Source organism: Alkalibacterium pelagium (genome assembly GCF_900109325.1).
In the GTDB taxonomy this organism is placed as follows: Bacteria; Bacillota; Bacilli; order Lactobacillales; family Carnobacteriaceae_A; genus Alkalibacterium; species Alkalibacterium pelagium.
This window is the reverse complement of sequence record NZ_FNZU01000013.1, coordinates 1-17886: the sequence shown is the minus strand read 5'-3', so window position 1 is coordinate 17886 and position 17886 is coordinate 1. Positions and strand designations below refer to the sequence as shown.

Below are 17886 nucleotides of genomic sequence, written 5' to 3'. Positions count from 1 at the left end.
GCCGCTCCCGTCTCTTTTAAAGATATTGCATCTTTAGTATGAATGGAGGTCGGCAGCATATGCCTGTTTAGTGATCAGTTATCAATATTGAGTTAACGAATGTCAGCCTGGACTCGCTCGACAAGCGCCTGTTTCACTTTTTCAAAGTCTGAGTTGACTTCTTCTTCTTTCAAGGTCGCATCCGGATTCAGGTAAGACAAGGTATACGCTAGAGATTTCTTCCCTGCTTCAATATTGTCTCCCTGATATAGATCGAACAGGCGGATTGAACGCAGCCATTTGCCGCCTACCTCTGTCATCACATCCATGACTTCTTCGTGAAGAACGGATTCATCCACGACGAAAGCAATATCTCTGGATGTCCCAGGATATTTAGGAATGGATTCAAAAGATAATGTGTCTTGTTCATTCGCAAGGAATGGTTCCATGTTCAATTCAAAAACAACAGTATCATTCAAATCACGGTCCTGAGCAAGCTGAGGATGCAGCTGTCCAATAACTCCGATGTACTGACCGTTCCATAATACTTTAGCCGTACGCCCTGGGTGCAGTTCAGGTAATTCTTTAGAAGGGACGAAGGAAATGCCTTCAAGAACGCCGAGAGTATCGAGCCACTCTTCCACGATGCCTTTGACCGCAAAGTAATCGACACGTGTTTCAGTTTCCTGCCAGCTGTTATCCACTAATGTTCCTGTCATGACGCCTGCCACATGAGTCGTTTCTTTAGGCAAGTCATTTTCCTGTCGGGTAAAAATACGCCCAATTTCGAACAAGGCCACATTCTTTGTCTGACGGGCGACATTATACTGAACATTGTCGAGCAGGCCACTCAACAGACTTTGTCTCAAGGCTTTGTGCTCTTCACTCATCGGCCAGTCCAGATGCACAAGCTCGCTCTCATCTAGTGAGAAGGCTGCAGCTTTTTCTGAAGTTGTCAGTGCATAGCTGATTGCCTGCCCCAGTCCGCAGCTTTCCATGAAGTGTCGGGTGAAACGAGTCAGCTTCTGGGCATGAGTCAGTTCTCCCGGTACAGATTCACTATGAGGCAAGGTAGAAGGGATCTGATTGTAGCCGTAAATACGGGCCACTTCTTCAAGAAGATCTGCTTCAATGCTGATATCCCAGCGTCTTGGAGGAACCGTTACACTGATTTCATCCACGGTCACACTGTTTTCGAAGCCCAGTCGGCTAAAGATTTTTTCAACTTCATCAATTGTCAAATCAGTCCCAAGAGATCCGTTTATTTTATTTAGAGTAGTCGTTACAGTCTGATAGACAGGTTCTTCCGAGACAACTTCTGCCGTGCCTGACACTACCTGACCATTACCTAATGAGGCAATCAGAGCTGCTGCATGATCCAGTGCATCCTGCACTGTTTCTTTGTTCAGGCCTTTTTCAAACCGTGAACTCGATTCACTTCTTAAATTCAGTGACTGAGCAGTCTTACGGATCAGGCTGGATTCGAATACGGCTGATTCAAGTGCTACAGTTTTTGTTTCTCCAGTGACATGTGTATTTTCTCCACCCATGACACCTGCAAGAGCAACCGGATCAGCTCCATTAGTAATGACGAGGTTGTCTGCTGTTAACTTTCTCTCTACTCCATCCAATGTGATTAGAGTTTCAGAATCTTTGGCACGTCTGACCAGGATGTCTTTTGAGTTCAGTGCATCATAATCGAAAGCATGAAGTGGCTGTCCATATTCAAGCATGATGTAGTTTGTCACATCGACTACTGCATCAATCGGACGGATACCTGCATGCATCAGTTTGCGCTGCAGCCACAAGGGACTTTCAGTCACAACGAGGTCCTTGATGACTCGCATTTTATAGATCGGATTGTCTTCACTGTTCTCAACTGATACATTGACGTAATCATCAACAGAATCAGTCGGATCTTCGCTCAGGTTGACTCCTGTAAACTTGGGTGTCTGTTCAAGAATCGCTCCAGCTTCATAAGCCACGCCTCTCATACTCAAGGCATCTGCTCTATTCGGTGTGATATCCAGTTCGATAAATGCATCATTCAGACCGATGTAAGTGAGAGCATCTTCACCAATATGAGCATCTTCCGGAAGCACATAAATGCCATCCTCAGAATTTTTGGGAACAACTGAATCAGAAAACCCTAGTTCTTCAAGTGAGCAGATCATCCCATTGGAGACGACCCCTCTCAGTTTGCTTTTCTTAATTTTAAGTCCATTCACCAGACGTGCACCCGGTAAAGCGACGACGACTTTTTGTCCGGCCTTGACATTTGGTGCACCGCAGACAATCTGTACCGGTTCTTCCTGTCCGACTTCTACTACTGTCACATTCAAGTGATCGGAATCTGCCATACGTTCAGCAGTCAGCACATGGCCGACTACGATATTTTTCAGTTCTTTGGCCGGTTCACTTACACCGTCAACTTCAATCCCTGTTAGAGTGATCTGTTCAGCCAGATCACGAGGGGAGACCCCAGACAGATCCAGTGATTCATTCAACCAGTTATAAGATACTTTCATGTTATTCTACCCTTTCCTCTTGAATTGTGTTAAGAAACGCTGATCGTTCAAATAGAAGTGACGAATATCATCCACCCCATATTTAAGCATCGCTATACGGTCTGGTCCTAACCCAAAGGCAAAGCCACCGTATTTAGATGAATCCACACCAGACATTTCCAGCACATTCGGGTGAGTCATACCGGCTCCCAGGATTTCTATCCAGCCGGTTTTCTTGCAGACATTACATCCTTCGCCGCCACATTTAAAGCAGCTTACATCCACTTCCACAGAAGGCTCTGTGAACGGGAAGTAGCTCGGACGCAGTCTGATTTCACGTTCTTCGCCGAACATTTTCTTAGCCAGCAGCTCCAGCGTCCCTTTAAGGTCAGCCATAGTGATATTCTCATCGATGACCATCCCTTCAATCTGGTGGAACTGATGAGAGTGTGTCGCATCGTCTGTATCTCTTCGGTACACTTTACCAGGGCTGATCATTTTCAGAGGCCCCTTTGAAAAGTCGTGATTCTCAAGTGTCCGCGCCTGAATTGGTGAAGTATGTGTACGCATCAGCACATCAGGTGTGATATAGAATGTATCCTGCATGTCTCGAGCCGGGTGATTCTGTGGCAGGTTGACCCGTTCGAAGTTATAGTAATCAGACTCCACTTCATTACCTTCAATGATCTGGTACCCCATTCCTAGAAACAGGTCCTCTATATCTTCCATGATCTGAGTCAGCACGTGTGTCTGGCCCTTTTTCACCTGTCTACCTGGTAGCGTCACATCGATTGTTTCTGATTCAAGCTGATTCTGTAATGCTTCTTTTTCAAGACGTTCCTTTTTATGAGTAAGTACAGCCGTCAGTTCATCTCTGACTTCATTCGCTTTCTTACCGATAACTGGACGCTGATCGGGAGATACATCTTTCATCCCTTTCAGAATACTTGTAATTTCCCCTTTTTTTCCTAGATAGCTGACACGGATCGCTTCTATATCCTTTACAGAATCAGCTGAATCGATGTCGGTGACTGCTTTAGCCAGTACACCTGTTAACTGTTCTTCAATTCCCATATTCATACTCCTTCATTTAATTATTTGCATACAAAAAGACCCCGTCCCAATTGAGGGACGAGGTCAACACGCGGTACCACCCTTGTTCAGAAGCCATTGCTTCCGCACTCCTGCATAACGGCGCATACCGGGATCTGTTCTAAAAGATCCATATCAGACTCTGCAACTTTCTGCAGAGCACACGATGAAAGTGAACTTCAAGAGACTCTTCAGTCAGTGCTTTCAGCCTGGGCACTGTTCTCTGATACTGATCGGTCATCTCTACTCTTTTTCATCTATCGTTTAAGTTATTTAATTCAGTATCACAAATCCACTGATTTGCCCACTCCTGCACTTCATTCATGACATTTCTTAAAGCTTTACCTTTAGCTGTCAGGCGGTAGCCTGAACGGATATCGCACGTGTCATCCAAGTCTCTCGTCACGATTTCTTCCTTTTCCAGTTCTTTCAACCGTTCAACTAGTACCCGATCACTGACTCCTGGTATAGCCTGAGAGAGATCTTTAAACCGACGAGGTCCATCCAACAATACATCAATGATTAATCCAGTCCATTTTTTCCCAAGTATTGAAAAAGTCTGCTCGAATCTGGGGCATATCACCTTTTCAGATTCTTTTGTCTGCGTCATTTCGATCATATATTGTCACCTCTTCTTTCACGTCTTTCAGTATACCATTATACCAAAGAAATGTGTAGAAGCTAATACTTATTTTTAGGAAGTTTAGGATTTTGTTCACAATTGTACTATAACAGTTTACAGCTGCTCAAGCAGGATCGTTGCAATTGAGAAATAGATCAGAAGTCCCAGTGAATCATTAATTGTCGTAATAAATGGTCCTGAAGCAACTGCCGGATCGATCTTGAACTTATTGATGATAACAGGGATAACTGTACCAATTACTGTTGATACACTAACCGTGATGAACATGGATACACTGATGATGAAGGCCAGTACAGCATTGCCGTAGAAGACAAATACGATACCGACTAGTACGACAGCAGCCACGATTCCCATCAGCATGCCTGCACCTAACTCATTTTTAACAGTCTGGAAAAAGCTGTCTTTATCTCTGTCGTCATCAATCGTCAGATTACGTACGGCAACAGCCAGTGACTGAGTTCCTACGTTTCCTGCAGTATCCATGATCATTGGAATAAATGCTGCTAGAAGAACGACGGATTCAAGTGTCTCTTCAAATGCACCGATCAGTCCACCCGTGATCATTCCAAGGAAAAGCAGAATAACAATCCAAGGTGTACGTGACTTAGCTGTACTGAAGGGCGTGACTTTCGCTTTACGGTCATCATCACTTCGCTTGATCGCTGCGAATTCGTTGAAGTCTTCCGTTACCTCTTCTTCCAGGACATCCATGACATCATCGACGGTAACGATCCCCTGCATCATGCCTTCATGGTCCAGTACTGGAATAGCCAGCAGGTCGTAGTCCTGAATGATGCGGGCAACCTGTTCCTGGTCTTCATCGATGCGGACTGAAACGACTTGATTGAACATAATATTCTCAACCGTTTCTGTCTCAGGAGACAGCAGCAAGTCTCTAAGCGAGAGCACGCCGACCAGTCTTTCCTTTTCATCCACAACATATAAGTAGTAAATTGTTTCGGCTTCCCGTCCGATTTCTCTCAGCTGCTCAATGACTTCTGTCAATGTTTGCTTGTAATGGATAGCAATAAACTCTTTGGTCATAATGGATCCGGCAGTTTCCGGCGCATATGACAGGAGTTCCTGAACGCGCTGGCTTTCTTCGTCATCCATCATAGCTAGCAGGGTCTGATTATCTGTTTCGTCACTTTCAGTCAGGAAGTGAGCCACATCATCTGCTGCCATAAAGTTGAATACTTGAGCCATGTATTCATCCGGTAAATAGTGAACCGCATCTTCCTGGTCTTCTGTTTCCATCCATTCGAAAATTTCTGCAAACTCTTCAGGACTTAAAAATTCCGAAATTTTACGCTTCTTTTCTGGATATAACAAATGAAAGACTTCGTGCTGGTCCCGGTCATGCAGTCTCAGGAACAGTTTTCTGAATGTCTCGCGGTCATCCTTTTTCGCGGCCAGAAAAATCTGGTCATATGTTTTCTGCTTATTGCTTTTCATCAACTTCATAGGTGATCGTCCTTTCTATTTTAATCGGGCTAAGCGAATAACCTGATTTTTTTATTTTTCTGAACATATACCCGATACACAAGGGAACAGGGTCCATCTTCGCTTCACCTCCGTAAATTAGCTGGTCAATAACCTCTCTGTGTGTCATCTATCTTTATAAATAAAAAAACACGCCAATGAGAGCGTGTAAAGAACATGAATACAGAATTCATCTTCATACACCTCTGTCGTTGAGCTTCAGCTTCATATGGCATAGAGTCTGTTTCAGTCTCAGCTACATTAAAAATCCCCTTCATCCGAAGATTCCTGCTGACCCATTGGCGTCTTTGGACATTTCTGGGCAGTAGCGTGTCTCCATATGGGAGCCTCACCTAACAAGGTCATTCGTTTTCCTACATAATCATAACGAATGTGAATGATTTGTTCAAGCAATAGTTATTATCCCTTCATATAAATAAGTTGAGTCTTGTCTCAATCGTTATTTTTGTGCTAAATGAATGGTTTAGCTATACTTAATTACAAGGAAACTGTGTTAATCATTCAAGGAGGAGACGTTATGAACATAAAAAAACTTGTAGCACTTCTGGCAGTCGGATCAACATTAGCTGCCTGTCAGACAGACGATACAGATGTACCTGAGCCTGAAATGGAAGATACTGATGAAGAAATCGATACTCAGGAAGAAGAAGCCGAGCTGGATGATGACCCTGCAGAATTTGTTGTATCCGATGAAGAACTCGAACCTTATGATGAAGATCAACTAGATGCAGCTGAACCTATCGACGATCTGTCTCAATACGAAGAATTCGAAGGACAGGATGCATTCGATCCTGATCAGTTCGATGCCTATTTAGTACATGATGAAGGCGGCCGAAGAGAAATCGTATTTATGGAAGAAGATGAACAGATCTATAAATCTATTTATATAGAAGAAGATAATAACCTGAGGATTATTGATCTTCCCAATTCAGAAGTCATTCTGAATGCTCCAATTTAATCAGTGCAATGGCATTTAAAATAACAGTTTGAAAGGAAGAGACCGATGAGTGAAAAAGACAAAATCGATACACAGGCACCAAAGAAAGACTACCTGATCAATGATGACCGCGAGAACCTGGATCCTATTCCTCAAGTGGAAAGTGATTCCTATAAACCTGCGGGTAAAATGAAGGGCTTCAATACAATCGTGACAGGTGCCGACAGTGGGATCGGTCGGGCCGTCGCTATTGCTTTTGCAAAAGAAGGGGCAAATGTGGCTGTCGTCGATCTGGAAGACAATGACGATCTCAAATCAGTCAAGAAGCGTATTGAAGAACTTGGCGTGAAATGTCTGGCGTTCTCAGGAGATGTCGGTGAAGAGGCCTTTGCAAAAGAGACTATTGGAGCCGTTCATAATGAGTGGGGCGACCTCCACACTCTGGTGAACAATGCGTCGGAACAGCATCCTCAGGAAAGCATTTCTGATATTGATGCTGCCCAGCTTGACAGGACTTTCCGTTCCAATATTTTCTCCACTATTTACTGGTCCAGAGAAGCATTTCCTTATCTTGCAGAAGGTGGAACGATCGTCAACTCTTCTTCTGTCACTGCTTATAAGGGATCTCCAGGACTATTGGATTATGCTTCCACTAAAGGAGCAATCATTTCCTTCACCCGCTCACTGGCACAGAACACTGAAGTTATAGAGAAAAAAGTGCGCGTAAACGCGGTTGCCCCCGGACCGATCTGGACTCCGCTTATTCCTGCAACAATCGGAAGCAGCTATGAAGAACATGGCGGCGTCCCACTCGATCGTCCCGGAGAACCTTACGAACTTGCTCCGGCATACGTTTATCTTGCTACTAGTGATTCCAGTTATGTCACTGGTCAAACCATACATGTAAATGGCGGAACGGTTGTCAACGGATAAAGTGACTAGCTGAATCGAACTGAACCAGCAGAACACTATGGTAGTTGAAAAAATAGTTTTTATCCAGCATCAAAAACGTTTATTGAATAGGTAGAGCCATCCTCATGCTACTGAGGATGGCTCTTTCTTTACTGTTTTTTTTAGATATGAAACGGTCAGGCTGACCGTTTTTCATTATAGGAGGTCAGTGAACAGACCATAAATGGATATATAGTCTATTGAACGCTTGCTTAAAGGGCTTAATGTCCTATAAAGGAATATATGGCACATTAAGGAATGTTTTCCCTGGGTGAATAGTCTATAAATCGATATATGGAACATTCATCTAGTAAAGATCCTAAATTTACCACTTTTGACGTGACATGTCGTCCGTCTTACTTCTGTACACCTTGAAATACTACTCAATTTATCTCCTCTCCTGCCACAAAGTTTTAAATAAACTGTCACTTAATAGACCTCTTCCTTCCTGTATGTTCATGCTATACTTGTATTACATTAGAGCACCTGCTGATTCATTAAGTAGTCAGCATTAGATACTCTTTTTGTTTGCTGTGAGAGACCATCCGGTTCATAAAGCCCGTCTCCAGGCAGACACAAAAATTTAAAATGAGGAGAATGAACACATGAAGAAACGCTTAGTGATGATCATACTGCTGCTGAATCTGATCATCCCCTACTTTATTTACTCAGCTCACGCCGAAGAGGCACCCAGTCCATTCGACTCACAAAGCAAGCTGCTTGCTTCGGAACTGGACGATGATGGTGAAGATTTCGAGGAGTTTGAAGAATTCGAAGAGTTTGACGACTTCGAGGAATTTGAAGAATTTGAAACGATCGATGAATTCGATAATGATTTTGAGGATGTTCCAGCGGACGAAATAGAACGAGCCAGAGTCATTGATGTCCTTCCAGGTGACGGTCCTGGTCTGGATGAAGGGTTCTATGAAGAAATACAGACAGTTCGCGTTGAAATCCTTTCAGGTGACCAGGAAGGCGAGGAAGTAGAGGCTATCCATACCCTTACTGGAAATCCCGGTTCCGACTTTGAAGTGGAGCCTGGAGACAGAATCCTCGTCAGCGTCATCGAAATTGGCGGGGAGTCTCAGGTTCATATCGTTGAGTACGAGAGAGATCGAACAATATATATCGTACTGGCTCTGTTCGTTGTCCTGCTTATCCTGCTTGGCGGGCTTAAAGGACTGAAGACGATCCTGACTCTCGCTTTGACCTTGTTCCTTCTATTAAGAGTACTCATTCCCGGCCTGCTTGCAGGATACAGCCCGATACTCATGACTATCCTGATTTCTCTTATCATTACGGTGGTTACTATTCTGACAGTCGGTGGCCGGAACATCAAATCCATCGCTGCTATCATAGGTGTGCTGGGCGGCGTCCTGATTTCCGGACTCATTGCCTATATCGTCGGGAACCAGATCAACTTGACTGGACTGTCCGGGCAGGAAGCAATGATGCTTATGTATATTCCACAAAATGTGGACTTTAATTTTGGCGGCTTGCTTTTCGCCGGAATCATCATGGGTGCGCTAGGTGCCGTGATGGATGTCGGCATGTCCATTGCTTCTGCTATGGAAGAAATACGGATGGCTGACCCGACTATTTCTACGAAACGCCTGATTCTATCGGGTATGAATGTCGGAAAAGATATTATGGGAACGATGGCTAACACATTGATCCTGGCTTACATTGGATCCATGATTCCACTATTGCTGTTGTTTACAGCATATCAGGAACCGTTCATCAGCATTATCAATATGAATGTCATTGCGACGGAAGTCATTAGAGCTTTAGCTGGTAGTGTTGGTCTGATTCTCTCTATTCCACTGACTGCTGTCAGTGCCGGCCTTCTGCGTGACAAATTAAAGCCTCAGAAAGTCTCACTAACCTCCGACCAGCCAACTGAATAACTATTTCGAAACGATGCCGCATAGTTTATCCGGCATCGTTTTTTTCTGCACTCATGCCAGTTCAAGACATTACATGCTCCTTTCTCACGTGGATTCAGAATGTGGCTAAGGATCCTTCACCTGTTAAACAACCAGATCGCGCCATCATACACTAAAAAAGCCGTTTCCATCTAAGTTCTAGTAAGAACTTAATTGGAAGCGGCTTGACTGTTATATTTGATTGCCAGTTAGAATCAGGCGTGGACGACTCTTAATTTTAGGCTCCACTCAGCCAGTTTGGCTTTAGCTTTCATTCTAATAGGTGTAGATACTTCATTGATTGCGCAATATTTGTCTACACATGTAACGATCATGCTTTCCTTGTATTTAGGAATACCGACCCCTGTAGTAGTCAGGAACATGTGCTTAAGGATAATATCTTTTTCAAGTTCACTTAATTCCGTCAGACGCTGTGCATTTTTGACGGCTATCTTTGGGTGAACACAATTATGCGATCCTTCATTCATCAGAGCAATTTCTTCTCTGCATTCATGGAAAAAGTCATGAAGCAGTCCTGCTCTTGCAACGGCTCTAACGTTCAGTTTCAGTCGCTTAGCTATTTTGTAGCTCACATAAGAAACGAACAATGAGTGAATGAGACGAGTCGTATAATGGTGGTGCGTAATATCATCTAGTTTAAGTAAATCTTCACTTTCAAGCAGGTCTTCGACTAAAGTCATATAGTCTTTGTCATTTTCCCAAATTGAACGAACAAATTCCATGGAAGCTCTCCTTTATCAGATCTTAGTCAGGCTGTTTATTGTAATAGAGTTTGTTTAAATAACAGATCTAATTGTCTGTCCAGTACTTATATTACTCCTAATACGCCTGATTTTAAAGGATGAAAGCCTTCCGTAAAACGTTTTCATGTCAAATGTGTTATTTTTGTCAAACTTTCACTCACTGATGTAAAGAAAACATGAGGATACTGGCAGCGATAGCTACATTTAAAGATTCAGCCTGACCTTTGATCGGGATGTAAAGATTGGCCGTTGTCTCCTTTAAGAGTTCATCGGACACCCCATTACCTTCATTCCCTACTATAAGTGCGAACTGCTGTTCAGGTTCAACTGAGTGGTACGATACAGCCCGCTCATCCAGCGCCGTTCCATATACTGGAATACTCTTCTCTTTAAATTGGCTGATCCATTTTTTTAAATCTGAATGAATGACTGGCAGGTGAAAGTGGCTGCCCTGAGCAGATCTCAGTGCCTTAGGATTATATAAATCGACTGACCCTTCTCCTATGATCACAGCCTCAAAGCCAGCAGCATCAGCTGTTCGAATCAGAGTGCCGAGATTGCCGGGATCCTGAACTTGATCAAGCATTAATACAGGTTTATTCCCATGAATGGCATTCTCTTCTTCCTTCTGAGCGATTACTGCAAAAATGCCCTGTTCAGTTACAGAATCACTTAAAGATTCAGAAACAGACTCTGATATAATAATCAGATTTTCCGGTTCCTGATCGACTTTGATAGTGTATTGATCAAGCTTATCTTCACGGATCAGAATGTGTTCGATCTCTATACCAGCTCTGACCGCCTCTTCAACTAGATGCAATCCTTCTATCAGGTATTTGTTCTGTTTTTTTCTTCCTTTTTTTGTAAGTAGTTTCTTCCATTCCTTGACTTGCTTGTTCTGAACTGATTCGATTCTTCCCATGCTGTATGTCTCCTTCAGTTATACTCTTGTATCAGTATACATGACACAGAAAAAGAGAGAAAGCACCAATGCCTTCTCTCTTCAGCCATATATATTAATTAATTAGTTGATGTAGTTCATCGGGTTAACTACAGATCCGTTTTTACGTACTTCAAAGTGAAGGTGGACCCCAGTTGAACGTCCAGTTGTTCCCATGATTCCCAGCTGCTGCCCTTGAGACACGCTTTGTCCAGGTGCTACGCTCAGGTTAGGCTGCATGTGAGCGTACAACGTTGAGTAGCCATTACCGTGATCGATGATAACTGTATATCCGTAAGATCCTGAGTAAGAAGCCTGAGTTACAGTTCCAGCACGAGAAGCTCTGATCGGTCCGCTTCCGGCAATGTCCACACCTGCGTGGAATGATCCTTGCTGACCTGTCACAGGATGTGTACGGTATCCGAATGGAGAAGTGATACGTCCACTTGCCGGTCTAGCCCACCCGCTGTTTGAAGCTGGAGCAGAATTATTTGATCCGCTGTTTGACGAGCTGTTAGACGAACTTGATGAAGAAGAACTGCTTGACGAGTTGTTAGAAGAAGAGCTGCTTGATGACGTTGATGCCTGTGAACGACGCTCTGCTTCAGCTCTAGCCTGAGCTTCTGCTTCTGCTCTTGCCTGTGCTTCCGCCTTAGCTTGTGCTTCTGCCTCAGCTCTCGCTTTTGCTTCAGCTTCTTTTCTTGCTTTCTCTTCCGCACGACGGATTTCTTCCTGACGCTTACGTTCCGCTTCAATAATACGCTGCTGCTCTGCTCTCATTTCTTTATTCAAGTTACTTGCACGCTCAGCGACAACTGACTGTTCATTAATGAAAGAATTTCTTTCATCTTCAGTCATATCGTAACGCTCAGCGACCTGCATAATTGTATCTTCAAGTGCCATACGCTGATTGACCAGGTTGTTACGGTCAATTTCCATCTGAGCCTTAACTTTTTCCATTTCTTCCTGTTCAGCCACCACTTGAGCTTCAGTTTCTTCTAGTGCTTTCTGATCTTCAAATTGTGCCTGTACAATGTTCTGGTTTGCAGAAACCAGCTGACTGACAACACCGATTCGACCGATCAGATCGGATAAGCTTTCTGCTGACATCATGATGTCAACAATATCAGCTGGGTTAGCGTGAGTCTGAACTGAACGAGCCTGAGTTTCAAGCTGCTCGTTTCTACGAGCAATCTGATCTTTCAGCTGTTCGATTTCTTCATTTAAACGTTCGATTTCTTTTTCAATTTTCTCAATTTCTTTTGTTTGCTCATCGAGTCTGTTAACTAGTTCGTCGATGTTTCCTTGAAGTTCAATTACTTCAGCTTCAAGCTGTTTCTTCTCTTCTTCAAGTGACTGCATGCGCTGTTCACGATCAGAAATCTGGCCATCCAATTCATTGGACTTCTGATTCAATTCCTGCTGCTGCTGTTCAAGATCTCTCATTCTTTGAGATGAAGCTTCTACGTTCAATGTGCTGAATGTCGGTGCAGCCATCATTGCTGCAGCCATTACTGTCAAAATGCGTTTTTTATTCAATGTGATAACTCCCATTTCTATTTATATTCAATCAGTTTCAAAATAAAAAGTTCTATATTAGTCATTGCTTCCCTTTCTTAATGAAGGAGGAACGTCTTCGTTTCACCGCTCTCTGAAGCACTAATGAAATCATAACACGGGATTTGAAGTCTGAATTTTTAAATCCTATGACAAAAAAAGCTGTATTTTGTTACACGTCTGTATTATTTGACGAAAGTTTGACTATTAGGAAGACTCTCACTCATTGGTATGATGGGCTTTAGGATTATATGAACTGTAATATTCGGCGTTTCTCAAAGAAAAACCAGTGAACAATAAGTGACAAATATTGACAACCCCTTAACTTTATATTCTGTTCATTCTTGTCTGATTTGCCTTTTATTCTTCTGCTCCCTTCGCTAACATTGTACTTTTCCCTTTTTTCAATGTCTGTCCACAATGAATACTTTAACACTAGCTTGTTTAACTGCATCCTGTTCTTTATTATTCCGTTAAAAGAACTCATTCTTTTCAATCTTATAGCAATTTGCTATTCTAATAGGTATGAGAAAGGAAAGGTGTCCATGATCGATTTTCAAATGCTCTACCCTTACAGTGCAGAGATGGATAGAAATGAGTTCTTTATACAGTATTTCAATCCGTCAGCTCTCTTCAGGTACGATTCCAACTATTTTCATTTGCTTTATTCGCCGTCAAAAGAAGAATTTCAGCTGACAGAAGACATGCACTGGTTTTTTTCAGAAGATAATGGCTTGGGGCACGTCAAATTTACTTGGCCAAAAGACCAGGGCCTTCTTCCAGAAACGCTCGACTACCTGAGTGAACAGGGATATGGTCTTGAAAAACTTGAGCTCTACTCGATCGACCCGGCATTCTTTAAAGGAGTGACAGCTGATAATATTCAGGTGACTAAAGTTACTCATGAGCGACTAGACACATTTAAAACCCTCAACTACATTGAGGATATGAAAACGTCCCGATATTTTGCTGACGAGAAACAGGGTTTTTATGACCTGATATTCTCTGATCCGCTTGTTACCATGTGGCTTGCTCTAAAAGATGACCAGGCAGTTGGGTCCTGTATCACTATAGACCAAAGTGAAACGATTGAAATAGATGATGTGTTCACCTTGCCGGAACATAGAGGTCAAAACGTAGCCAGTACGCTTCAGGCTAGAGTCATGGCTGAAGGGGTCAAGAGGAATAAAAGGGTCATTCTGGCTGCTGATGCGGAAGACAGCGTAAAAGATATGTATATAAAACAGGGCTACACCTGTGAAGGATTTCAAATCGGTGCCATACGTACATTGGAGGAGGAAAACGAGTGAGTGTATCATTCAGGCAGTTAACTGCCGATGACTTTGATTTATATAAAAACATGGAAACAGGATTAGAAGACGACTATATGCTTAAGGTGTTTGACCGCCTGACGACTAAGAGGAATGCTCTCTTCGGCTTATTTGAAGATGAGACACTTGTCGCTGTGGCCGGTTATACTCTTTTTGCTGGTGAGTTTGCCATGCTGGGGCGTCTGAGAAGTGACAGAAGGCACCGTCAGAACGGGTATGGGACAAAAATCACCGAATATATCTTAACTGCTGCCCGAAAGACCCCATCAGTGAAATGGATAGGTGCTAATACAGAACAGCACAATAAACCAGCTCAGAAAGTACTGGAAAAAATCGGTATGCCTCATGTCATCACTTTCTATGCTGCCCAGGCTTCCACTCTAGAGCCCCTTACGACAGGAAACAAGGAATGGACAAAAGTCGAAGACAGAAATGAGAAGAGACAATGGATTGAACAGACCTATCTTGACCCTGCTTTTGAAAAGTCTATATTCCCTTATGAAGCCTATTATCCATTTCCTGCACGACCTTCACTTTTCAGTGATGAGAAACTGGACGAGATGGACTGCTATAAAAATCATGACGGCATTAGAGTCCTCTTTATGTGGCGAGAAGTAAAAGGCACGGAATACCTGCATGTCGTGTATCCTTGGTCCGACTTCAACGAGCAGCCTGGCCTGTTCGAAACAGTCGATCAGTCTTTCCAGGAACTCAAGGCTGATAATTCTGAAGCCCTTGTCTGGATGGATCTGACTCAGGAAGAAGCTGACACTCTGCCTGCGGATCACCCTTTTGACTTACCCTCTCCATGGATGCTTCACGGGATGTTCAAAAAAGAAGCTGATTCTATCAAAGAGGCGAATCAGCTGATGGATGAACTGGAAAAAGAACTCAGCGACTTGAATAATCTGCTTGATAAGAACCAGGACAGGATCAACACCTTAAGTGAACAGACTGACGACCTGGATTCGACGCTTTAGTTTATTTATCATTCATATAAAAAACCCACTGATTCTCAGGGACGCAGTTCATTTCCGAACTGTCTGTTAGCCTGTTGAATCAGTGGGTTATTTAAATTATAAAGCTTTGTCGTCGACTTCTTCTAAAGCCTGATCGATCGTCTGTATGACGCCTTCTAAAGATCCTTCTTCAAAAGGTGAACGCAGATTGGCTGTCTCAACGGTTTCAAGGAAACTCTGTGTTCCACCTGCTTTACAGATAGCCAGGTAATCACTCCAGGCATTTTCATCTTTATCAACAATAGCCCGTTTCCAGAACTGCAAAGCACAGATCTGAGCCAGAGTGTAATCAATGTAGTAGAAAGGCATGCCGAAAATGTGTCCTTGTCTGAACCAGAACGTTCCTTTATCAAGGAAGTCATTTTCAGAAAAATCTCGTTCAGGAAGGTACTGTTTTTCCAGTTCTCTCCAGACTTGTTTACGTTTCTCAGGTGACCACTCTGGATTTTCATAGACTTCGTGCTGGAAGTGATCGACCAGAACACCATAAGGAAGGAATCTGACCGCTCCACTCAAGTGATTGAATTTATACTTATCTGTCTGTTCTTTAAAGAACAGCTCCATCCATGGATAAGTAAAGAATTCCATGCTCATCGAATGGATTTCGCAGGTTTCAAAAGTCGGGAACACGATTTCAGGTTGCTTGATCCATCTTGACTGATAAACCTGAAATGCGTGTCCTGCTTCGTGAGTCAGTACATCGATATCCCCTGATGTGCCATTAAAGTTGGCAAAGATGAACGGCGACTGATAGTCAGGAATATACGTACAGTATCCGCCACCTGCTTTTCCTTCCTTAGACAGGAGATCGACCAGCTCTTTATCGAAAAGAAAATCGATGAATTCAGCTGTTTCGTCACTCAGCTCATGGTACATCTTACGTCCGTTGTCGATGATATAATCCGGATCCCCTTGAGGTGTCGGATTCCCGTCAAGGAACTGAAGAGAAGCATCATAATGTTTCATGTCTTCTATTCCAATTCTTTCAGCCTGACGTTTAGACAGTTTCTGAGTCACTGGGACCACGTAATCAAGAACCTGTTTACGATAGACGTCCACCATGCTACGATCGTAATCGAAGCGTTTCATTCTGACGTAGCCTAGTTCAACAAAATCTTTATATCCAAGCTTCTTCGCGATGGTATCTCTCACTTTGACCAGCTCGTCATATAAGTCATCCAGCTTACTTTCGTTCTCCTCAAAGAAACTCCACTGCGCATCGGACGCTGCTTTTCGTATGTCACGATCCGTCGACTCCAGATAAGGACCGAACTGTGATAAAGTCAGTTTCTTCCCATCAAATTCTATTTCTGCAGAAGCGATCAGTTTCTGATAGTCACTGCTCAACTGATTTTCTTTTTGGAGTAAATCGATGACACTGGAATCAAAGGCATCCAGTTCAAACTGCATATTCTGAAAGAACGTACGCGGATAAGTGTCCTTCAGCTCATCAAGATAGGGAGAAGCCATGATGGCTTTATAATATGTCGTGCTCAGTTCCTGATAGTACGGAGAATATTCATTCCAGTACTTGTCTTCCTGATCATAAAAGTCATCTTTTGTATCGATTGAATTACGGATCGAAGCAAGCGTACCCATGGTATCGAGTGATGCAGTCAGCTCAGATACTTCATCGATGGCCTGCTTGACCTGGTCAGCTGATTCCGCTTCTTTCAGGTTGTCAACTAGATGAAGAAAATCTTTTTTGTACAAGTCAAAATCCGGACGTTCATAAGTATAATCTTGAAATTTCATTGGTTGCCTCCTGTGTCAATTATTAATTTTTCTTTAGTATAGCATAAGAGGACTCAAATTATATACTAAACCTCATTTGTGATAAAATAATAGGTGAAAGGATGTGACCCTTATGGCATATCAGCAGCGTCCCGATTTATCACAGAAACAGAAGCAGACCTATATCCCTAACCTGGTCCAGAATGTTCAGCTGCTTCAGCTTAACCGGCTGGAACTGTCGACCTTTTTGAATGAACTGGTCATAGGCAATCCGCTAATAGATGTCCCTGAATCCGAACAGCAGCTTGTCCAACGTGCGCTGAAAACCAGCTCATCCGTTATAGAAGAAACAGCTGCTCACAAGCAGTCTCTTTACGATCACTTAAAAGAACAGGTTGAAATGCTTTATCGTCCCACTTATTTGAGAGAGCTGATTTTCTGGTGGATCAATCAGCTTGACCATCGAGGATATGTGACAGCTTCTGTCGAAGAAGCTGTAGAAGAAACTGGAGCCACTTCTGTGGAACTGGTCGATGCTCTTACCTTGCTTCAGCAGCTCGATCCTGCTGGTATAGGGGCACGTTCATTGAAAGAATGTCTGATGCTTCAGACCGAACGACTCGACTTTTCTCCACCGACAGCCTATATCCTGAATAATTCATAGTACCTTGTCAGAACAGGCATTTATCCCGCTTTGATAAGGTTTATCACTCTATTCCTTCTTCACCCGTTGGGTGAAGAAAAAAACATACAAAAAGAGCACGCTCTATGTTATTGTAAAGTCGACGAAAACAACAAAAACAAGAGGTGTGCTCAATGTCAACTTTACAAGAAAAGCAACTACAATTCAATCCCCATTTGGTTATGTCAAACGATGGCGGTCAATTATCCAATGATTCCGGTCTCCTTTTACTCTTTGAATTTTTTCATAAGATCAAGTTCAAAGAGCTGGTTAACGAGTTATTGCATATTGACGATTCAAGAAACTATTGTACACATGACTA

The 17886-nt window shown here is 43.0% G+C and carries 14 protein-coding genes, 1 pseudogene and 1 riboswitch; of the genes and pseudogenes, 7 read left to right on the top strand and 8 right to left on the bottom strand.

Going from position 1 to position 17886, the window contains the following annotated elements:
• Positions 1-92 precede the first annotated feature (92 nt).
• The 4 genes from pheT to mgtE all read right to left on the bottom strand — a co-directional run bounded on the left by pheT (position 93) and on the right by mgtE (position 5685).
• Positions 93-2507, bottom strand: a complete 2415-nt coding sequence (pheT, locus tag BMX79_RS10035; RefSeq protein ID WP_091482256.1) for a phenylalanine--tRNA ligase subunit beta — start codon at positions 2505-2507, stop codon at positions 93-95.
• A 6-nt stretch (positions 2508-2513) separates the two neighbouring features.
• Positions 2514-3560 carry a phenylalanine--tRNA ligase subunit alpha gene (gene pheS / locus BMX79_RS10030; RefSeq protein WP_091482254.1) on the bottom strand — a complete coding sequence of 349 codons (1047 nt, stop codon included), beginning with the start codon at positions 3558-3560 and terminating at the stop codon, positions 2514-2516.
• Between the two features lie 271 nt (positions 3561-3831).
• On the bottom strand, positions 3832-4194 hold the full coding sequence (locus BMX79_RS10025) for a winged helix-turn-helix transcriptional regulator (protein WP_281282348.1): 363 nt from the start codon (positions 4192-4194) through the stop codon (positions 3832-3834).
• A gap of 120 nt (positions 4195-4314) precedes the next feature.
• A complete protein-coding gene (mgtE, locus tag BMX79_RS10020) occupies positions 4315-5685 on the bottom strand; it encodes a magnesium transporter (RefSeq protein ID WP_091482250.1) in 1371 nt (456 codons plus the stop codon).
• A 215-nt stretch (positions 5686-5900) separates the two neighbouring features.
• Positions 5901-6071, bottom strand: a riboswitch (M-box (ykoK) riboswitch).
• Positions 6072-6241: 170 nt separating this feature from the next.
• Between mgtE and BMX79_RS10015 the strand changes: the two genes are divergently transcribed.
• The 3 genes from BMX79_RS10015 to BMX79_RS10005 all read left to right on the top strand — a co-directional run bounded on the left by BMX79_RS10015 (position 6242) and on the right by BMX79_RS10005 (position 9519).
• The gene (locus BMX79_RS10015) at positions 6242-6682 is read left to right on the top strand and encodes a hypothetical protein (protein WP_091482245.1); all 441 of its coding nucleotides are present in this window, start codon (positions 6242-6244) and stop codon (positions 6680-6682) included.
• 45 nt (positions 6683-6727) lie between these two features.
• The gene (locus BMX79_RS10010; RefSeq protein ID WP_091482243.1) at positions 6728-7594 is read left to right on the top strand and encodes an SDR family oxidoreductase; all 867 of its coding nucleotides are present in this window, start codon (positions 6728-6730) and stop codon (positions 7592-7594) included.
• 623 nt (positions 7595-8217) lie between these two features.
• On the top strand, positions 8218-9519 hold the full coding sequence (locus BMX79_RS10005) for a YibE/F family protein (protein ID WP_218025381.1): 1302 nt from the start codon (positions 8218-8220) through the stop codon (positions 9517-9519).
• Positions 9520-9752: 233 nt separating this feature from the next.
• Here BMX79_RS10005 and BMX79_RS10000 read toward each other — a convergent pair whose 3' ends face one another.
• The 3 genes from BMX79_RS10000 to BMX79_RS09990 all read right to left on the bottom strand — a co-directional run bounded on the left by BMX79_RS10000 (position 9753) and on the right by BMX79_RS09990 (position 12780).
• Complete coding sequence (locus BMX79_RS10000; RefSeq protein WP_091482242.1) at positions 9753-10280, bottom strand: HD domain-containing protein; 528 nt, start codon at positions 10278-10280, stop codon at positions 9753-9755.
• A gap of 178 nt (positions 10281-10458) precedes the next feature.
• Entirely contained in the window at positions 10459-11223 is a 765-nt protein-coding gene (locus tag BMX79_RS09995) for a TrmH family RNA methyltransferase (protein ID WP_091482240.1), read from the bottom strand.
• A 102-nt stretch (positions 11224-11325) separates the two neighbouring features.
• On the bottom strand, positions 11326-12780 hold the full coding sequence (locus BMX79_RS09990) for a M23 family metallopeptidase (RefSeq protein WP_246117685.1): 1455 nt from the start codon (positions 12778-12780) through the stop codon (positions 11326-11328).
• 563 nt (positions 12781-13343) lie between these two features.
• On the opposite strand from BMX79_RS09990, the gene BMX79_RS09985 reads away from it, so the two are divergent.
• The gene (locus BMX79_RS09985) at positions 13344-14108 is read left to right on the top strand and encodes a GNAT family N-acetyltransferase (protein ID WP_170231025.1); all 765 of its coding nucleotides are present in this window, start codon (positions 13344-13346) and stop codon (positions 14106-14108) included.
• Complete coding sequence (locus tag BMX79_RS09980) at positions 14105-15109, top strand: GNAT family N-acetyltransferase (protein WP_091482234.1); 1005 nt, start codon at positions 14105-14107, stop codon at positions 15107-15109. The genes BMX79_RS09985 and BMX79_RS09980 overlap by 4 nt, the downstream gene beginning before the upstream one ends.
• Before the next feature lie 96 nt (positions 15110-15205).
• On the opposite strand, the gene BMX79_RS09975 is transcribed toward BMX79_RS09980, so the two are convergent.
• Positions 15206-16903 carry a M3 family oligoendopeptidase gene (locus BMX79_RS09975; RefSeq protein ID WP_091482231.1) on the bottom strand — a complete coding sequence of 566 codons (1698 nt, stop codon included), beginning with the start codon at positions 16901-16903 and terminating at the stop codon, positions 15206-15208.
• A gap of 112 nt (positions 16904-17015) precedes the next feature.
• On the opposite strand from BMX79_RS09975, the gene BMX79_RS09970 reads away from it, so the two are divergent.
• Both BMX79_RS09970 and BMX79_RS09965 read left to right on the top strand, forming a co-directional pair.
• On the top strand, positions 17016-17546 hold the full coding sequence (locus BMX79_RS09970) for an RNA polymerase factor sigma-54 (protein WP_091482229.1): 531 nt from the start codon (positions 17016-17018) through the stop codon (positions 17544-17546).
• 152 nt (positions 17547-17698) lie between these two features.
• Positions 17699-17886: pseudogene (locus BMX79_RS09965) on the top strand (IS1380 family transposase); the annotation flags it as partial.

Coding starts and splice junctions, on each gene's coding strand:
- pheT (WP_091482256.1), bottom strand. CDS start 2,507: ATGAAAGTATCTTATAACTGGTTGAATGAATCACTGGATCTGTCTGGG.
- pheS (WP_091482254.1), bottom strand. CDS start 3,560: ATGGGAATTGAAGAACAGTTAACAGGTGTACTGGCTAAAGCAGTCACC.
- mgtE (WP_091482250.1), bottom strand. CDS start 5,685: ATGAAGTTGATGAAAAGCAATAAGCAGAAAACATATGACCAGATTTTT.
- BMX79_RS10015 (WP_091482245.1), top strand. CDS start 6,242: ATGAACATAAAAAAACTTGTAGCACTTCTGGCAGTCGGATCAACATTA.
- BMX79_RS10010 (WP_091482243.1), top strand. CDS start 6,728: ATGAGTGAAAAAGACAAAATCGATACACAGGCACCAAAGAAAGACTAC.
- BMX79_RS10005 (WP_218025381.1), top strand. CDS start 8,218: ATGAAGAAACGCTTAGTGATGATCATACTGCTGCTGAATCTGATCATC.
- BMX79_RS10000 (WP_091482242.1), bottom strand. CDS start 10,280: ATGGAATTTGTTCGTTCAATTTGGGAAAATGACAAAGACTATATGACT.
- BMX79_RS09995 (WP_091482240.1), bottom strand. CDS start 11,223: ATGGGAAGAATCGAATCAGTTCAGAACAAGCAAGTCAAGGAATGGAAG.
- BMX79_RS09985 (WP_170231025.1), top strand. CDS start 13,344: ATGATCGATTTTCAAATGCTCTACCCTTACAGTGCAGAGATGGATAGA.
- BMX79_RS09975 (WP_091482231.1), bottom strand. CDS start 16,903: ATGAAATTTCAAGATTATACTTATGAACGTCCGGATTTTGACTTGTAC.
- BMX79_RS09970 (WP_091482229.1), top strand. CDS start 17,016: ATGGCATATCAGCAGCGTCCCGATTTATCACAGAAACAGAAGCAGACC.